Consider the following 17,776-nt stretch of genomic DNA (forward strand, 5'->3'; position numbering starts at 1 on the left):
CAGATGACACAGTCCACAGCGTGCCTAGATTGGGAACGCAGGATTGTTGCGCGTGAATCACTGATCTGTTTTCCGCCAGCGTACCCAGATCGGGCCGCCGAGGCCTGGGAGATAGTTGGGGGATTTCGGCTTGTCGATATTGACGGGCATCCGATGATTCGCGATGCCTCCCTGCCTTGGCTGCGCGAATTCGTCGAGGCGGTTTTTGGATCAGAAACGCCAGAGGGCCGCCGAATTATCAACGAGTTCTTATTTATGGTCAGCAAGAAGAACGCAAAAAGTACGATCGCCGCGGCGATTATGCTTTGTGCGCTGATCATGAATTGGCGATCCCAAGCCGAATTGTTGATCCTGAGTCCCACGAAAGAAATCGCGGACAACAGTTACAAGCCCATCGCCACGATGATCCGGGCAGACCCGGAACTTGAGGCACTGCTCAAGGTGCAGGATCACTTTAGGCTGATCACGCACACGCAGAATGGGGCGACGTTGAAGGTGGTGGCCGCCGATAGTGATGCGGTCTCGGGGAAAAAAGCGTCATTCGTCTTCGTCGACGAGTTGCATGAGTTTGGTAAGCAGGCCAGAGCCTCGAACATGCTGCTAGAAGCGACCGGTGGATTGACCTCGCGGCCTGAAGGCTTCGTCATCTATGCGACCACCCAATCAGCAGAGCCGCCTGCTGGTGTATTCAAGGACAAACTTGGCTACGCACGCAAAGTTCGCGACGGCATCGTGCATGACCATCGATTCCTACCGATCATCTATGAATTTCCTGCAGCGATGCTTGAATCTGGCGCCGCACGGGACTTGAATAATGCATATGTGACAAACCCTAACTGGGGGCGCTCGGTAGACATTGAGCGTATGACCCAACTGCACCGCACGGCCAAAGAGGGAGACGAGGGAAAGTTCAAGGAATTTCTTGCTAAGCACCTAAACATCGAAATAGGCCTGAGTCTCGGCTCCGATCGCTGGGCCGGCGCCGATTTTTGGGAGGCTGCTGGCGACCCGGCACTATCTCTGGATACCCTGCTCGAACGGTGCGAGGTCGCGGTAGTTGGGGTCGACGGTGGCGGACTCGATGACTTGCTTGGCCTAGCGGTAATCGGTCGCGAGCGAGGAACGGGCCGCTGGCTTCATTGGGGGCATGCGTGGGCGCACAGAATTGTGCTGGAGCGCCGGAAGGAGATCGCGCCGCGGCTGATGGATTTCCAGAAGGATGGCGACCTGACAATCGTTGAGGTGCCAGGTCCGGATGTCAGAGACGTGGCAGATATTATTTGCAGAATCAGGGACGCCGGCATCCTCCCCTCCAAGCACGGCATCGGCGTTGACGGCGCTGGCATTGGAGCAGTGGTTAAGGAGCTGAGTTCAAGGGAGTTCTCAATTGAAACTGGCGGCGACATTGTCGCTATTAGCCAGGGCTGGCGCCTGAACGGCGCCATAAAAGACACTGAACGGCTAATAGCTGGCGGTGAATTCATACATTGCGGCCGGCCGATCATGGCTTGGTCCGTGAGCAACGCTCGTGTTGAGCAGCAGCGCAACGCAATCAGCATAAATAAGCAGGTTTCTGGGACGGCGAAGATCGACCCGTTGATGGCCCTGTTCGACGCAGCGTCATTGATGGCGCTGAACCCCGCAAGCGAAGGAGACATCAGTGATTTTCTCAACGACCCGATCAGCGCATGAATTTTCTTAGTTCCTTTCGCGGCTGGCTTGGCCGAGGCGGCGCCACTGCGGAAACGCCTGGCACGCAGTCGGGGCTTCCAAGCGCGGCCCTGACGCCTGATACAGCCAGCGTGGGCGTCGATGGTGCGCTGCAAATCAGCACCGTGTGGGCGTGCATCGACCGCCGCGCGACGCTGGTGGCAAGCCTACCGTTCTTCGCCTATGAGCAGGTGGGCGGCGAGAAGGTACTCGCGCGCAAATCGCGGCTGTACGAGCTGCTGCATGAATCGCCCAACAGCCGCATGACCCCGTTCGATTTCTGGCGCGCCATGATGATGAATCACGACCTGCGCGGCAACGCTTACGCGCGTATCGACCGCGACGGCGCTGGCGAGGCGGTTGCCATGTGGCCGATGCCTGCCGATCAAGTCGAATCCGAAGTGCTCGAAAACGGCTCGATGATTTACAAGTACCGCATCGGCAACGATGTCGCCGTCCTATCGGACCGCAATGTGCTGCACATCAAGAACCTGGGGAACGGCACAACCGGCATGGCGAAACTGGAGTTCATGCGCGCCACGACCGACGAGGCCGCAAAGTCGCAGACCAACGCCAGCCGATTGTTCGCGTCCGGCGGCAAGCCTTCCGGGGTGCTGATGATCGACAAGGTGCTCGACAAAGAACAGCGCGCAACGGTCAAGCGCAACTTCGTGGATATGGCCGAGGGCGGCTTGTCCCGGCTATTCGTGCTGGAGGCGGGCATGTCGTACGTGCCAATGGGCCTAAGCCCGGTCGACCAGCAGTTGCTGGAAACGCGCAAGTTCACCGCCGAGCAGCTGTGCCAATGGCTTGACGTGCCGCCGGTGCTGGTCCACCACACGAACGTCACCGCCTGGGGTTCAGGTATCGAACAGTTGATCCAGGGTTTCTACACCACGGCGTTGCGCCCCATGCTCATCAACATCGAGCAGGCCGTGCGCAAGCGCGTGATGACCCCGCGCCAGCGCGCCACCATGACTGTGGAATTCAGCCTCGATGCGCTCCTGCGCGGCAACCCCAAGGACCGGGCCGAAATCCTTGCGAAGCTGATTCAAAACGGCGTCATCACCCGCGCCGAAGCCCGTCAACTGGAGGGCTGGCCGTACAAGGAAGGCACCGACGTGCTGACCGCTCAGACGAACCTGGCACCGCTTGCGATGCTTGGCCAGGTCAAACCAGCTTCCGGCGGCGCCGGCGCAGATATCGCCCAATAACAAGGAATCACATGGAGCACAAAGCACTTGCCATCGCAGACGCGCAATTCAAGCTGGAAGGCGACGATGCCACGTTCGTTGGCTACGCCTCGACCTTCGGGAACGTGGATTCGTACGGCGACACCATCGTCAAGGGCGCCTACGCCGACACCCTGGCCACCTACGGCCTACCGAAGATGTTCTTCAACCACGATTCAAGCGCCGTCCCGATCGGCAAATGGGTCGAGGCGAAGGAGGACGACTACGGTCTGTTGCTGCGCGGCGAGTTCACGCCGGGCAATGCGCTCGCCCAAGAGGTCAAAGCGGCCCTGAAACACGGCACCGTCGACTCGATGAGCATCGGTTACGCCCTGAAGAAAGGCGATTACGAGGACACGCCGACCGGCCGGACCATCAAACGGGTCGCGCGCTTAGCTGAAACGTCGATTGTCACTTTTCCGGCCGACAAGTTCGCACGCGTGGACCTGTCGAGCGTGAAGGCATTCGCTGACGACCTGGCGCAAGTCGAAACCATTCGAGATTTTGAATATTTCCTGCGGGATGCGGGGAATTTCAGTAAAGGGGCGGCGCAAGCGCTGACCGCCCGCGCCAAGGCGCTGTTTTCCCTGCGGGACGCGGGCGACGACGTCGGGGCGATCAAGAACGAGGCCGAAATCGTGGCCCGGCTTGAGCGCATGACGCAATAACCCGCATCGATCCACCCATTAAGCCGCCTTGAGCGGCTTTTTTTATGCCCAAAGGAACCACATGTCCGACCAAATTATGAAAGCCCTCGACAGTGTCGAGGTAAAACTGAACGCGATGTCGGTCAAAGCCGACGCTGAAATGAAGGAGCTCGGCAAGATTTCGACAGACACCAAGGCCGCGCTCGACACCATCGGAATCGAACAGCGCACGCTGGCCGACCGCCTGCTGGCGATCGAGCAAAAGGCATCTGCCCAGCCGGACGCTGCACCAGCTGACGAGACTGCCGGTGCGCAATTTGTCAAGCACGCCGCATACGACAACTTCATCAAGCAGGACGGCCGCGTGCGCACGCGTATTGAGGTGAAGAACACCGTCACCAACACAATCGCGGGCACGTTCAGCGAACGCCGCCCTGGCATCGTAGAAGGCGCGTGGCGCGTCTTCACCATTGAAGACCTACTGGTCAGTGTGCCCACCTCGTCCAACGCGATCGACTGGCTGCGCGAGAACGTGTTCACCAACGCCGCCGCCGAAACCGCCGAAGGCGCGCAGAAGCCGGAAAGCTCGATCACCTTCACGCCCGGTACCATGCCCGTGTCGACGGTCGCGCACTGGATCAAGATCACGCGCCAGCTGGCGATGGATAATCCCGCGCTGGCCGCATACATTAACCGCCGCATGGTCTATGGCGTGAATATCCGCGTCGAAAGCCAACTGGTCGGCGGCAACGGTGTCGCCCCGAATATCTCGGGCTTGACCTTGGCCGGCAACTTCACCGCGCACGGATACACTGCGGCCGCGCTGACTGGCCTGGGCCTCATGGCGACGAACCGCTTCGACCTGATCGGCAAGATGATCGGCGATTGCGCCGCGGCTGACTACCCGGCCGACGCCGTGATCCTGAACACCGCCGACTGGTGGACGATGCGCTTGGCGAAGGATAGCCAGGGGCGCTACCTGCTGGGCGACCCAGGGTCGACCGTCGTGCCTACCCTGTTCGGTCGCCCAGTCGTGGCATCGAACGCCATGACCGCCGGCAACGTGTGGGTCGGCAGCTTGTCTCAGGCCGCAACCCTGCACACCCGCGAGGGCATCGCCGTCGATCTGTCCGACTCGGATGGCGATAACTTCACCAAGAACCTGATCACGATCCGCGCCGAGCGTCGCCTCGCACTGACCGTTGAGAAGCCAGCTGCTGCCCGCTACGGCGCGCTACTGCCGGCGTAACCCCCGCGCGAGGCCGGCTGTGGCTAGCCTCGCAATCAGGAGCACTCCCATGGAATTAGTCGAAGTCGAAATTCTCGGCATGACGATCACGCAGCAGTACGGAACGCTCACGACCGGCGACGTCCTGCGTACCAGCCCCGCGTTTGCGCGCCACTTGGTCGAGCACTGCGGCGCGGCGAAGTATCGATGCAGCGCCGCGCCGGTGGTAGCGCCCGAAACACCAAACGATGAGCCTGCCGCCGTGCAGAAGCTCAACAAGAAACGCTAAAAGGACACATATGGCAAAGGCAATCAGCATTTCGGCAGAGGTCGACGCGGCGGCGCTCAATGTCCCGGTTACCGCCGACCCCGGCAGCGCTGGCACTGCCATTCCTTACGTGGCCACCACCTCGCGCGTGACGATCACAAATACCAGCGGCGGCAGCGATTTTCAGTTCCAGCTCAATGGCGGCACGTGGCAAACGCTGCCGCGCAATGCCGGCATCACCATGCCAATTAATTTGGCGATCGATGTGCTCAGAACCCGCCGCGATTCGTTCAGTGGCGGCATTGTTTCTGCCGAGCTGCAATGTGAATCGGCGCCGTCGCTTAGTGCTGGCGGTGTAGCGCTGCCAACCGGGCGCCCTGGTGCAACCGCCGTGATTCTCGGCGATTCAATCTCGAATCAGAACACGCAAACATCAGCAACATTTGGTGCGCACCTGGCTAAGGGGTATTGGACGCAAGCACAGATTATGCTGGAGCAGCGCTTCGAGCTGCTGAATAACGGCGGCGTCAACGGCGACACCACGGCACAGATGTTGGCGCGAATCGATACGGCCGTGCTGGCGTTTCGCCCGCAATACTGCTACTTCATGGGGGGCACCAACGATGTCGGCTCGGACGTGCCGTACGCGACGACCATCGCCAATTACACGGCGATCTTCGCAAAGCTTCAAGCGGCCGGGATCGCGCTGATTATCGCAACCATGACCCCGCGCGGCTTCGCAGGCATGACGCAGGCCCGGCTACTCAATATGATCGCGTTGAATTCGTGGCTGCAAAACTTCGCCGCGCGCACTCCTGGCGTCATCCTGATTGACCTGTATCGTCAAATGCTGGATCACGCCAGCCTGACCACCACCAGCCAGGGCGAGCCGGTTGCCGCTTGGTTTGATGGCGCCGCGCTGCATCCTGTGGCCGCCGGAGCGGTTCAGATGGGCATAGCGATCGCGCGCCAGCTCGATGCTGTGATTCCAAGGCTGCCGCGCCGGCTGCACTGCAACTACAACGGCACCAACGGCGATTCGACGAACCACCTCCGGAACGGCATGTTTATGGCAGGTACGGGCGGCACGGCCGGCTTGAATGCGACAGGTACGATCGGCCAGCAGTGGACTGCAGCAGCCACCGCCGGCGCGATCTCTGGCGCATGCTCTATGGTGACGCGCGCCGCCAGTTTTAACGATGGCTTTCCGGGGAATGTGCAGCGCGTTGCTATCACTGCATCGGCAGTCGCATCCGAAATTTTCCGCTTCGCCGCTTTTGTTGCGACTCCTGCTGTCGGCGCCCAAATCTTTATGGAAGTGGAAGTTCTGGCGTTTGCTACCACTGGAACGATTGCCGAGTTGAGCATCACTTTCGGCACGGTCGGCGGGACGGGGGTCGCGGCTGCGGCGAACTATATGCCGGCCAACACGGAGACGCTGGCCATCGGCACGACACCATATAAAGGGGTTTTGCGCACGCCGACGATAACCGCCCCTGTGGGCACCGTGGGCGCTTACGCCTACATCATCATGCGCACTTCGGCCGGAGCTGTAGCCCAGGTCGACCTCGCAAATGCTCGCCTTACTCGGGTGAATTAATGCCCTCACGCCAAGTTACTCCGCCGGTCGAGTTGGCGGTTTCGCTCGATGCCGCCAAATTGCATCTGCGCGAGACCACGAACGACCTGGACGCGGCAATCACGCTGTGGCTCAAGGGCATCACGCGCGAGTGTGAACACCAGATCGGGCGCGCGCTGATCTCGCAGCCGTGGCGCCTGACCCTGTCGGCGTTCGATGACGCGCTTCGGCTGGAACGTGCGCCACTGATCGCCGTGCAGAGCGTCAGTTATTACGACGCCGAAAACGTGCTGCGGGTCTTGACGCAGGAGGCGTACAACGTCGACCCCGTGACAGAGCCGGGCTACATCGTGCCGGCTGCGGGCGCGGCTTGGCCCATCACGTTCGCGCGCCCCAACGCCGTAGTTGTCGAGTACACATGCGGCTACGGCCTGACCGCTGCCAGCGTGCCCGAGAATATCCAGCTGTACATTCTTGCGCGCCTGTCCGAGCAGTTCGACCCGGCCACGCGCGAGTTCAAGGCCACCTCGCAGTCGATATACGTCGATCGCCTGCTGGACGCCTGCCGGGTGTACGGATGAGCGCCTTCGCGTCGACTCTGCGCCACCTGGTGACGGTCCAGGCGCCCGCCGGCCGCGACCAGATCGGCCAGCCGCTCCCCAATGGCTGGGTCGAAGTCGCCAAGGTATGGGCTGACATTCGCCACACAGGGGGAATGGAGGCGATCAAGGCGGGCGCCGCGACATCGACCGTGCAGGCGTCGATCCGGGTGCGCCAGCGCGCCGGCTTGCATGCCGGTATGCGCATCCTGCATGACGGCACCATTTACAAGGTGCAGGTTGTGCTGCCAGATAAAGAGCGCCGCCAGCACATCGACCTTGTTTGCGAGATCACCAAATGATCACATTCGACACGAGCGCGTTACTCGATGCGTTCAACCAGCTCACCGACAAGATTACTGATGCAGTTGGCGAGCCGACCGTTCGCGCGGCCGGTTTCGCCGGCGCGGACGTGTTCAGGGACGAGGCGAAGCGCAACGCTATGGCGCACCAGCGAACGGGCGCCCTGGCCCGCAGCATCGTCGTAAAGCGGCTGGTCGAGGAATCGGACGGCACGCGCCAAGCGTATTTGGTCACGGTGCGAGGTGGGAAGCCCGGCGTCAAGGGAGGCGCATTTTATTGGCGCTTCGTCGAATTCGGGACCGCGCACTCGCCTGCACAGCCATTTTTGCGCCCAGCTTATGAATCGAAAAAGCAAGCCGCGGCTGATGCGGTAATGCGCACCCTGGCGCAAAAAATCGACGAAAGGCTGGGCGGGCAATGAGCATGGAGGCAATCGTTTATGAAGCGCTGTTCGGGCTTGCTGTTGGCGAGGTGTTCCCTGACTTCGCGCCAGTCGGCACCACGCCGCCTTACATCACGTTCCAGGCCGTCGGTGGGAACCCCATAAACATGATCGACGCCACGGTCCCGGACAAAGAGCGCGTGCGCGTACAGGTCAACGTATGGGCCGCCACGCGCTTGGAGGCATCAAGCATTGGCAAGCAGGCAGAGAACGCCTTGCGCATCGTGGCGGGCCTGCAAACCACCGTGCTGACCGGCCGTATCGCCACGTTCGACGAAGCCACCGATCTGCGCGGCACGATGCAGGACTTCGAATTCTTCACCTGATCTAATTTTTTTATGCCCATTTCGGGCGCCTCCAGCCCGCCTTGTGCGGGTTTTTTATTTCCCGAAAGGAAAACACAAATGGCACTCTCCCTTCCAACCGGCACGCTCTACGCACTGGCTACCGTCTACGCAGCCGCAGTCCCTGTTACCGCAGGTACGAACGCCAGCGAAGCTGTCCTCACCGCGACCAACACTTTCGTCGCTGGCGACTACGTTGAGTACACGGGCAGCTGGAGCCGCGCAACCAACCGCGTGTTTCGGGTAAAGGCTCCTACCGGCACCACCGTTACCCTCGAAGGCCTCGACACCACCTCGACGGCGCTGTTTCCTGTAGGTGGCGCAACAGGATCGCTACGCAAGATCACCACCTGGGTACCAATCACGCAAATGATCAGCTGCGAACCTTCGGGTGGCGAGCCGAAATTCGCCACTGTCAATCTGCTCGACGTTGAGAACGAGATCAGCCTCCCTGACGGCTACGGCGCGCAGAACCTGGCGATGTCGATCGCGGACGATCCGGCCCTGCCGCACCACGCTGCGCTCAAGGCTGCGGCGGAGCTGCGCAAGATCGCCGCGATCAAGGCCGAACTGCCGGCCGGAAGCAAGATTCTCTACAACGGCTATATCAGCTTCGACGAATCGCCCTCGATGACCAAGGGCCAGGTGATGGCCGTCAAAGCCGGCTCGGCCTTGCAAGGGCGCCCAGTTCGCTATTCCGCGTAATCCCGACTTATCCACCCCGTGTCTCCTGGCCCGCGCAAGCGGGCATTTCCATGCCGGCGGCTTGATCTCCGCCGGTCTTTTTCTCTCTGAAAGCAAAAAATGACCAAGACAACCGCTAAAAAATTCTCCCTGAACGTCGCGCCTACCTTCAAGGCTCCTGTGCACATTCAAGTCCCGGGCGCCGGCGAAGGTGAAATCCTGTTCACCTTCAAGCACCGCACCAAGGACGAGCTGAAAGAATTTTCCGAATCGCTCAAGGCGGTCGATGGTGAAGACGGCCCGAAAGATGCTGACGTGCTGCTCGACATTGCCAGCGGCTGGGATCTGGACGAGCCGTTCGATGCCGACTCGCTGGAAAAGCTCACCCAGCGCTACATGGGCGCCGCCCAAGCAGTTATCGCGGCCTATTTCACGGAATTGATGGGCGCCCGCACAAAAAACTGATCGCGCTTGCAGAGGATATGTACCGGAAAGGCCCGACGCCCGATGAATTGGAGGCGGCCGGCCTGACCGAGGCGGACTTTGCAAGCGAAGCGGTGGAGCCCTGGCCCGACAACCTGGTTCCGCTGCTGCTGTTCCAGTACCTGCGCACGCAGTGGCGTACGGGCGCGGGCGGGCCGAGCGGCCTGGATTACACGGTGATGCACCGAAAAATGGATCGCATGGGCCTTACCCCTGACGATTACGACCAGCTTGAGCACGACATCCAGATCATGGAAGTCGCCGCGATCAACTGCATCTACGCAAAAACATAGCCTCCTTCGGGTGGCGTTCCTATTTGGGCTGCAAATGTCAGAAATCACGAACACCGCGACAATCAAGGTCGTTGCCGACACGTCCGAGGTGGAAGTGGGCATGCGCAAGATTGACGACGCGGCCGCAAAGACCGGGCGCAATCTCGACAATCTCGGGAAGGGCGACAGCGCGTTCGCCAAGATCGGCGCCGGCGGCGATGCGGCCGCCGCTCGCGTGCAAGCCGCATCGAAGAGCCTGGCCGATGCCGTGGCGTCCACCCAAGCGGCAATGGCAGAAGGGTCGAAGGCCAGCGCCGCCTATTACGCGTCGCTGGCAAAGTCCAATGCGCCGCAGGACTCGGTGAAGCCGTTCCTCGCGCAAATCGAAGCGCTCACCGCTGCGGAGAAAGTCCGTGCCGAAACCTTTGCCACCGGTCTGGAGCAAACGAGAAGTCTCTTTGATGTCGCAAGCGCAGCTGCCACATCGGCTCAGCAGAAATTGGGCGGGCTGAAATTGGATGCCGAACAACTGACCGTGCCGGACAGCGCGATAGAAAGTATCAACAACTGGAAGGAGGCAGTCGCGTATGCCGCAGGGACAGCCTTTGGCGCCGCTGTCGTTGCAGCAAAAGCCGGATTCGAAGCTCTGACCGACTACATCAAAGTTCGCCTCGCTTTGAGGGCCGCCGCCGCCGTGGCCGGAGTAGCGGCCGAAGTTGTGGGTGCAATCTACCTCGCCTACAAATCCATCGACTTCGCCGTGGGCCTCTTGACCGGGGAGAGCTACAAGAGCGCCAACATTGACGCCCTGGTCGCCGCCAATAAGGAAATGGTCGACCTGCAAAAGAACTTCCGGCTGAGCGCGACTGAAGCGTCCGGGCTGGTCGCGGCCCTGGCTTCGCTTGGGGTTTCCAAGGGCGATTACGTTGATACCTTCCGCGAAGCCGGCACGGCCATCAAGGAGAACGCCGACGAGCTCGACGCGCTGGGCGTGAAGTATAAGGACGCCGCCGGCAATCTGCTCCCGATGCGGGACGTTCTGTCCAACGTGCAGGCCGAGCTTGCGAAATATACATCCGGCCTTGAGCGCAATGCTGTCGCTTCCGCCCTGGGCTTCGGCTCGTCCGAAAAGATCGATGCTGCCCTGAGCGTGACGGCCGAGAAGCTGGCCGCCGTGACCGAACGCCAGCGCGAATATGGGCTGCTGATCGGTGGCGCACAACAGGCCGAGCTGGCGCGCTACGCCTCCGTCATGGCGGAATTCCACAGCGAGCTGGACAACACGTCGCAGGGCTTTAAGCGCGCCATCGCCGATAACATCATGCCGGCGCTCACCAACCTGGCCGATTTTTTCAAAGAGGGCTGGCCCTCGGTCGTCCAGGCGTTCCGGGGCGCCCTGGCCGGGTTCACCACCTTGTTCTACGGGCTGAAAACTGTTGTCGATATCGTTGTCGAATCGGTCAAGGCCGCTTTGGGCCTGCTTCCGAATGCTTTTGAGGGTGTGGTCAAGGTATTTGGCAATTTGATTAAAGGCGACTTTAGTGCCGCTGCCGCGAGCCTTGTGGAGACTTGGGACAACGCAATTGGCCTGTTTTCTAAAGCCGGCGACAAGATGGTCGACTACGCGCGTGCCAACGTCGCGGCGATCAAGATGGCGTGGGGACAAAAGATTTTCCCGGACGAGGTGCAGCTCAAGGCGCCTACGCTAAAATCCGCAAAAGAAGCGACGGACACCATCAAGAAGTCGGCCGACATCACGGCGCAGGTTGAGGAATACAAAAAATTATCAGCAGCAACGGCAGAGCACATTGCCCTACTCCAGGCGGAAGTTGCCGGCGGCGCCAAGCTGACCGAGGGCCAGAAACAACTGATTACGTTCCAGAAAAGTCTGGCGGACGGAAAAGTCAGTCTGAACGACGAGATCAAAAAGCAACGCGTATCGGAGCTTGAGGCGCAGATCGCCGTTGAAAAAGCGATTGAGAAAAACGCTGAAGGCCAGAAGCTTAGCGTCGCAGCAGCGGCTGCGTCGTCCGCCGCCGCCGAAAAGGAAGCTTCCGAGTATGCAAATCTGATCGCCTCGATCACGGCCAAGACGGAAGCCATTAAGCTTGAGCTGCTGACCGGCCAAAACGCCACTGAAGGCCAGAAGGCAAGCATCAAGCTGGAGCAGGAGCTTACCTCTGGAAAACGGCAACTTTCGGCCGCCACGCTTGCAGTCGTTCGCGCCAAATTGGAGGAGTTGGCGGCAGCCGAGAAACTACAAAAAATTCAGGCCGCCGAAAAGGGTGCTGCGGAATACGTCAAGGAGAACACGCTCGCGCGCCAGGCATCGGCCGCCTCTCTTGCATCGGAGTACGCGCTGTACGGCAAAGGCACCGACGCGCGCGACCTGGCGGCGGTTGGCCTGCGCAATGAAGCCGAACTGCAAAAGAAATTAGCCGACATGCAAAAGGCCAATCTGCCTGTTACGCAGCAGATGATCGACCAGATGACGGCATCGGCGAAAGCTCGCACGCTGGAAGAACAGGCCACGCTTGCGCAGACAAAGGCACTTGCGTACGCCACGCAATTGGGAGAAGAAAACAAAAAATTCGCCGCCGAGAATTTGGCCGATCCGCGCGCGCGCGCCGACGCACTCCTAAAGATCGATGCCGACATGTGGCAAAAGCGGATCGCGCTTGCAGCGGAAGGTACTGAAGCCCGCAAGATAATTGAGGGCGAGTACGACACCTGGTATGCGAACCAGAAAAAGAAGATGGTCCTCGATGTTGACACGACCAAGGCGAACGAACTGCTGAACACGATGTCCGCCTTTGACGACCTCGCCAAGGATGCCGCGAGCCGTATGGCTGAGTCCTTTGGCAAGGTCGGGAAGGCCATCGGCGGCATGACGACTGCGCTGTCCGGCTTCGGCAAGGCGCAGGCGGCAATTGCTGCCCAAAAAGCGAATGCGATCAGCCAGTCGTTTGGCGACCCGAAGAAAATTCAGGATGCGACGGATAGAGCCGCCAGTGCTTCCGCGCGCTCGCGCCTTCAAGAATACGGTCAGTTGACGGATGCGGCATCCGGCTTCTTCGGCGAGCAAAGCAAGGGGTATGCAGCGCTCCAGGCAGCATCCAAGGTGTTCCACGCGGCTGAGCTGGCCATGACACTGGCTGAGCTGGTGCCAAAGGGCGTCAGTGCCGTTCTCACGCAAGGCAAGGGCGATCCATGGAGTGCCTTTGCGCGCATGGCCGCCATGGCAGCGATCGTGACCGGGCTGGGTGTGGCGATCAGCGGCGGCATGGGCAGCGCTGGCGGTGCGAAAGCCGCCGACGTGCAGAAAGCGCAAGGCACCGGCACCGTGCTGGGCGATGCGGACGCGAAGTCTGACTCGATCCACAATTCGCTCGAGCTGATCGGGAAAAACACGTATCAAGGGCTGGCCTACAGTGCGGGCATGCTGGCGTCGCTGCGCAACATCGAACTGTCGATGACGGGCCTGAACAAGCTGATCACGCGCACGCCTGGGGTGACCGATGGCAAGAGCTTCGGAATTCAGACGGGGCAATTGAACATCGGGAAGCCGACCGATGCCGTTTCAAAGGTGATGACCGAAGTCACGAAGGGCCTGTTCGGCCCGGGCCTGGGCGACAAGATCGCAAGTTTCATCAACAACGTTTGGGGCAAGACCACGCGGAACATCGTCGATTCCGGCATCAAGTTCGGCGGCAGCGTCAACGATCTCCAGGCCGGCAAAGGGTATGACCAATATGCCAGCGTCGACACCACCAAGTCGAGCTTTTTTGGGCTGAGCAAGAAGACCACGAATTCCGTGCAAGCGGCGGGGTTGAGCGACGAGCTATCCGCGCAATTCGGCATGGTCTTCACCGGCCTGGAAGAAACACTGCGCAGCGCGGCCGTGGGCCTGGGCCTGAATGCAGACGATGTTTCAAAGAAACTCGATGGTCTGGTCATCGCCACGACCACGCTCTCATTGAAAGACCTCAAGGGCGACGAGTTGACGTCCGCGCTGAACGCTGTCATTTCGAAGACGATGGACCAAATCTCCGAGGCTGCGTTCCCGAGCTTCGAACAATTCCGCAAGATCGGCGAGGGCTACGGCGAAACGGTCATCCGGGTGGCGCAAGACTTCCAGGTGATCGATGTCGTGATGGCGTCTTTTGGGCGGGTATTTGGCGCTGTGGGCGTAGGGTCGGTCGCAGCGCGCGAGCGGCTGATCGAAATGACCGGCGGGCTTGAGGCATTCACCAAGGGCGCGGAATTCTTCTCGCAGAACTATCTTTCCGAAGCTGAGCGGAACGAGGCCTTGGCCAAGCGGATCAACGCCGCATTTGCCGAGCTTGGCGTGAGCGGGATCGCCACGCGCGACCAGTTCAGGCAAGTCGTGCTGGGCCTAGACCTGACCACCGAAAAGGGCGCCAAGACATACGCCGGCCTGATGGGCGTTCAGGAAGCATTCGCCCAACTGAATCCGGCTATCGAAGAGGTGTCGCAGAAAGTGCGATCGCTGGCCGAGATCAAGATCGAGGGCGCCGACCTGCAAGACCAGATCGACGCGCTGAAAATGAAGCCCGACGATTACGCCGAAAAGCAGCGCCTGGCCGCGCGCGGCAAGATCGACGTGAGCAATCAGCCGAAATTCGACGAGCTGACCGGCGCCAGGGCCGCCGCCGCCCTGGCCGCCGTCAACAAGACATACGAGGACCAGATCGCGGGCTTTGTTCGCGCAACGATGTCGGCCAGCGAAATCCGCGCCCTGGAAACGAAGGGCATGGATGCGACGACCATCAAGCTGTATGACCTGGTGGCGGCCTACAACGCGAGCGCGGTCGCGTCGGGCATCGCCAAGGAAGCGGCTGATCGGCTCGCGTCGACCAACAAGGGGTATCAGGACAAGATCGACGAGTTTGCCAAGGCCGGCCTGTCGGCGGCCGCTCTGCGCACCCTTGAGACGAAGGACATGGACAAGTCGACGATTGCGCTATACGACAAGCTCAAGGCGCTGGAGGCAGAGAAAGTGGCGGCCGACAAAGCCGCCCAGGACGAGCGCGATAGAAACGCGCAGCAGTTGCGGGACAATCAAGAATACGCCCGGGCCCAAGAGCAACTGGCCGCCGATGCGAGGCGCGCAGCCGAGCAAATGCGGAACGCTTGGCAGTCGGTCACCGATTCGATTTTTGACGAGGTGAAACGCATCCGCGGGCTTGCCGCCGGCGGCGGCGCGGCCACGCTGGCCGGCGTGCAGGCGGAATTCGCCACCAGGACCGCACAGGCCCAGTCCGGCAACCAAGATGCGGCAAAGCTGCTGCCCTCGATCTCACAGAAGTTGATCGAGCTGGCAGAGGCCAATGCTACATCGCTGATCGATCTGCAGCGCATCCGCGCGCGCACGGCCGCCAGCCTCGACGCCACGGGAGCCATCCTCTCGGCCAAATTCGGGCTGACGCTGCCGAGTCTGGCCGTGGGCACCAACTACCTGCCGAGCGACATGGTGATCCAGGCGCACGAAGGCGAGCGCGTGATTCCGGCCGCCGACAACCGCGCCCTGATGCAGATGATCAACCGTCCAGCACCGGCGGACTCGTCCAACGCGGCGCGGCAGCAAGCAAGTGACGAGATCGCCGGCCTTCGCGCCGAGGTGCGCTCGATCGCTTTCAGCAACGCGGCCCTGGTCGGCATGTTCAAGCGCGTTATCAAGGACGACAAATTGCAGACGGAGGATGCATGAGCGGTATGAAGGTCATCAAGCCAACCACGATCACGACGGCGATGCTGACCAGCAGTACGGTCGCGGAGCCAGCGGCCGGTGAGGTCGCGTGGAATGCCGCGACGGCCTACGCTCTGGGCGCGGTGGTTATCCGGGCTACCAACCACATGAAGTACGAACGGAAGATCGCGGGTACATCGTCGACGGCGCCTGAAAACGATCCTGTCAACTGGGACGAGGCCGGGCCGACCCTGCGCTGGGCAATGTTCGATCGGAAGATCGGCACCGCCACCACGGCCGCGACGGCGGTAACGGTCGTCACGCGCCCCGGCAGCATCTCCGGGCTGGGCATGCTGGAACTGGTGGGTCGGCAGGTGGACATCACGCTCAAGGATGCCCCGGGCGGCGTGACGGTCTACAGCCGCACGATGAACCTCGACGGCACGCAGATCACCAGCGTGTACGAGTGGTTCTTCCTCGACTTCGAACAACTGACCGACTTCGTGCTAACGGACCTACCGCAGCACTACGCGGCATGCGAATTGACCGTGCAGATCACCAGCACAACTCCGGTTTCCGTGGGCGTTCTCCAGGTTGGCCTGGTGATGACGGCTGGCCGGACAGCAATGGGCGCCACTGTGGGCATCATCGACTACAGCAAAAAGGAAAAAGACCGCTTTGGCAACTGGGACGTGGTTGCAGGAGCATTCAGTAAGCGCGGCAATCTTCAAGTGCTCACCCCGGCCGCCCAGTTCAACAAGATTTTCCGTTCACTTGCTGCCCTGCGCGCGACGCCCTGCATCTATATCGGGGCTGACCAAGTCGGCTTCGAGCCGCTGATCATCTACGGCTTCTACAAGGATTTTTCCATGGTCGTCCAGTACGACCAGCATCACCTCTGCAACCTCGAAATCGAAGGACTGTCCCAATGACAATCACTGCAATTCCGCCACTCGACCGCACGTCGGCCACCTTTCGCGACGAGGTCGACACCATGTTCAGCACGCGAATCCCGACGTTCACCACGGAGATCAACGCACTCGCCACCGACTTGACGAGCAAGCAGGGTCTCGCCAGCAACGCCGCTATTGCCACCCACGATGACGCGATCGCCACCGGAGGGGATCGCTTACAGACCGGCCTCGATCGCGTGCAGACGGGGAAGGACCGTGCGGCAGCGGCGGCCAGCGCGGCCACCATCGGTACGACTGCTGCGTTCTCGGATGCGAACCCAATTGCGAAAAACGCCGCTGATAATACAAAGCAAGTGAAACTCGATCTGAGCGCCATCACTCCAGGAACCACTCCTGTATACGCTGCGCCAAATAAGAGCGGGACATTGGCGTTGCTGGACGATACCGGCGTGCGCTTGATTGGCGGGCCGTACACCCCGACAGCAGCGGCAAATCTGGATTTCGCCAGCATTTTTACCGGTGAGTTCGACTGGATTGAATGCCACATGCACGACATTCTGCCATCAGCAAATAGCGAGGTTCTTATGATGCGGTTTTTTGTGGGGGGAGTGATTAATACCGCTGCCGTCTACGGCGTCGCTAATGACGGCAGCAATGGCGCGCTGACCGCTTCCGGAATTTCCATTGCCAATCAGGTATCAAACGCGACAGGTAGCTATCCGTATATTGGCGTGTCGTCACGAATCGCCATTCGCAATATTAATAGCGCCACTCGCATAAAGAGTGGGGACGCCAGTTCGATCTTTACCGGTACTGCAGGAATAAGCGGGGGCGTCTATGCTGAGAGAAAAAATTTCGGCTTCACTGGTGGTGCAATAACCGGGGTCCGCTTTTATTGGGCGAGCGGCGCAACCTTTCTTCCACAAGGCACTATCCGTTTTTACGGATTCAAGAAAGCATAGATGAACATGAATATCTGCGAATTTGATCCCATCACCGGCACGATGATCACGCGCCGCGCGACGCCCGCCGAATTGGCACAGCGGGAAATCGATATCGCCGCCGCCGCCGCGCCAGTGGTACCAGCATCCGTCCCAATGCTGAACGCCCGCCTCGCGCTGATCGCCGCCGGTCACATGGCTGCGGTGAAGACCTACGTCGATACGATGCCGGGTATCGACGGTGAGCAGGCGCGGGCCTACCTGGAATTCGCACAGAACGTGCGCCGGGACCACCTGCTTGTCGAGGGTATCCGCCAGGTGCTGGGGCTGACGCCTGGCGCAATCGACGCCCTGTTCATCACCGCCGCCACGATCGACTGATCCCGCGCGCGCCACCTCCGGCCACCTTCGGGTGGCTTT

Annotated in this window: 17 protein-coding genes; all 17 read left to right on the top strand. The window is 60.7% G+C overall.

Annotated elements, in window-relative coordinates; translation table 11 throughout:
* Window positions 1-3: 3 nt before the first annotated feature.
* The 17 genes from IV454_RS16350 to IV454_RS16430 all read left to right on the top strand — a co-directional run bounded on the left by IV454_RS16350 (window position 4) and on the right by IV454_RS16430 (window position 17,737).
* On the top strand, window positions 4-1,692 hold the full coding sequence (locus tag IV454_RS16350; protein ID WP_206092357.1) for a terminase large subunit: 1,689 nt from the start codon (window positions 4-6) through the stop codon (window positions 1,690-1,692).
* Window positions 1,689-2,924, top strand: a complete 1,236-nt coding sequence (locus tag IV454_RS16355; protein ID WP_206092360.1) for a phage portal protein — start codon at window positions 1,689-1,691, stop codon at window positions 2,922-2,924. The genes IV454_RS16350 and IV454_RS16355 overlap by 4 nt, the downstream gene beginning before the upstream one ends.
* An 11-nt stretch (window positions 2,925-2,935) precedes the next feature.
* The gene (locus IV454_RS16360) at window positions 2,936-3,610 is read left to right on the top strand and encodes an HK97 family phage prohead protease (protein WP_206092362.1); all 675 of its coding nucleotides are present in this window, start codon (window positions 2,936-2,938) and stop codon (window positions 3,608-3,610) included.
* Window positions 3,611-3,671: 61 nt separating this feature from the next.
* Window positions 3,672-4,838, top strand: coding sequence for a phage major capsid protein (locus IV454_RS16365; RefSeq protein ID WP_206092364.1), 1,167 nt, complete (start codon window positions 3,672-3,674; stop codon window positions 4,836-4,838).
* 49 nt (window positions 4,839-4,887) lie between these two features.
* Window positions 4,888-5,106: a hypothetical protein gene (locus IV454_RS16370; RefSeq protein ID WP_206092366.1), complete on the top strand. Its 219-nt coding sequence runs from the start codon at window positions 4,888-4,890 to the stop codon at window positions 5,104-5,106.
* A 10-nt stretch (window positions 5,107-5,116) separates the two neighbouring features.
* Window positions 5,117-6,685 carry an SGNH/GDSL hydrolase family protein gene (locus IV454_RS16375; protein WP_206092368.1) on the top strand — a complete coding sequence of 523 codons (1,569 nt, stop codon included), beginning with the start codon at window positions 5,117-5,119 and terminating at the stop codon, window positions 6,683-6,685.
* Entirely contained in the window at window positions 6,685-7,245 is a 561-nt protein-coding gene (locus IV454_RS16380) for a head-tail connector protein (RefSeq protein ID WP_206092370.1), read from the top strand. The genes IV454_RS16375 and IV454_RS16380 overlap by 1 nt, the downstream gene beginning before the upstream one ends.
* Window positions 7,242-7,565: a phage head closure protein gene (locus IV454_RS16385; RefSeq protein ID WP_206092372.1), complete on the top strand. Its 324-nt coding sequence runs from the start codon at window positions 7,242-7,244 to the stop codon at window positions 7,563-7,565. The genes IV454_RS16380 and IV454_RS16385 overlap by 4 nt, the downstream gene beginning before the upstream one ends.
* Complete coding sequence (locus IV454_RS16390) at window positions 7,562-7,987, top strand: HK97-gp10 family putative phage morphogenesis protein (RefSeq protein WP_206092374.1); 426 nt, start codon at window positions 7,562-7,564, stop codon at window positions 7,985-7,987. The genes IV454_RS16385 and IV454_RS16390 overlap by 4 nt, the downstream gene beginning before the upstream one ends.
* Before the next feature lie 2 nt (window positions 7,988-7,989).
* Complete coding sequence (locus tag IV454_RS16395) at window positions 7,990-8,334, top strand: DUF3168 domain-containing protein (protein WP_206092376.1); 345 nt, start codon at window positions 7,990-7,992, stop codon at window positions 8,332-8,334.
* Between the two features lie 78 nt (window positions 8,335-8,412).
* Window positions 8,413-9,057: a phage tail protein gene (locus IV454_RS16400; RefSeq protein WP_206092378.1), complete on the top strand. Its 645-nt coding sequence runs from the start codon at window positions 8,413-8,415 to the stop codon at window positions 9,055-9,057.
* 99 nt (window positions 9,058-9,156) lie between these two features.
* On the top strand, window positions 9,157-9,501 hold the full coding sequence (locus IV454_RS16405; RefSeq protein WP_206092380.1) for a phage tail assembly chaperone: 345 nt from the start codon (window positions 9,157-9,159) through the stop codon (window positions 9,499-9,501).
* A 17-nt stretch (window positions 9,502-9,518) separates the two neighbouring features.
* Window positions 9,519-9,812: a DUF1799 domain-containing protein gene (locus IV454_RS16410; protein ID WP_054268571.1), complete on the top strand. Its 294-nt coding sequence runs from the start codon at window positions 9,519-9,521 to the stop codon at window positions 9,810-9,812.
* Between the two features lie 34 nt (window positions 9,813-9,846).
* Window positions 9,847-15,522: a hypothetical protein gene (locus tag IV454_RS16415; RefSeq protein ID WP_206092382.1), complete on the top strand. Its 5,676-nt coding sequence runs from the start codon at window positions 9,847-9,849 to the stop codon at window positions 15,520-15,522.
* A complete protein-coding gene (locus IV454_RS16420) occupies window positions 15,519-16,433 on the top strand; it encodes a hypothetical protein (protein ID WP_206092384.1) in 915 nt (304 codons plus the stop codon). Before IV454_RS16415 ends, IV454_RS16420 begins: the two co-directional genes overlap by 4 nt.
* The gene (locus IV454_RS16425; protein ID WP_206092386.1) at window positions 16,430-17,377 is read left to right on the top strand and encodes a hypothetical protein; all 948 of its coding nucleotides are present in this window, start codon (window positions 16,430-16,432) and stop codon (window positions 17,375-17,377) included. Before IV454_RS16420 ends, IV454_RS16425 begins: the two co-directional genes overlap by 4 nt.
* On the top strand, window positions 17,378-17,737 hold the full coding sequence (locus tag IV454_RS16430) for a hypothetical protein (protein WP_206092389.1): 360 nt from the start codon (window positions 17,378-17,380) through the stop codon (window positions 17,735-17,737).
* Window positions 17,738-17,776 lie beyond the last annotated feature (39 nt).

It is taken from the genome of Massilia antarctica (assembly GCF_015689335.1).
Lineage (GTDB): Bacteria > Pseudomonadota > Gammaproteobacteria > Burkholderiales > Burkholderiaceae_D > Telluria_A > Telluria_A antarctica.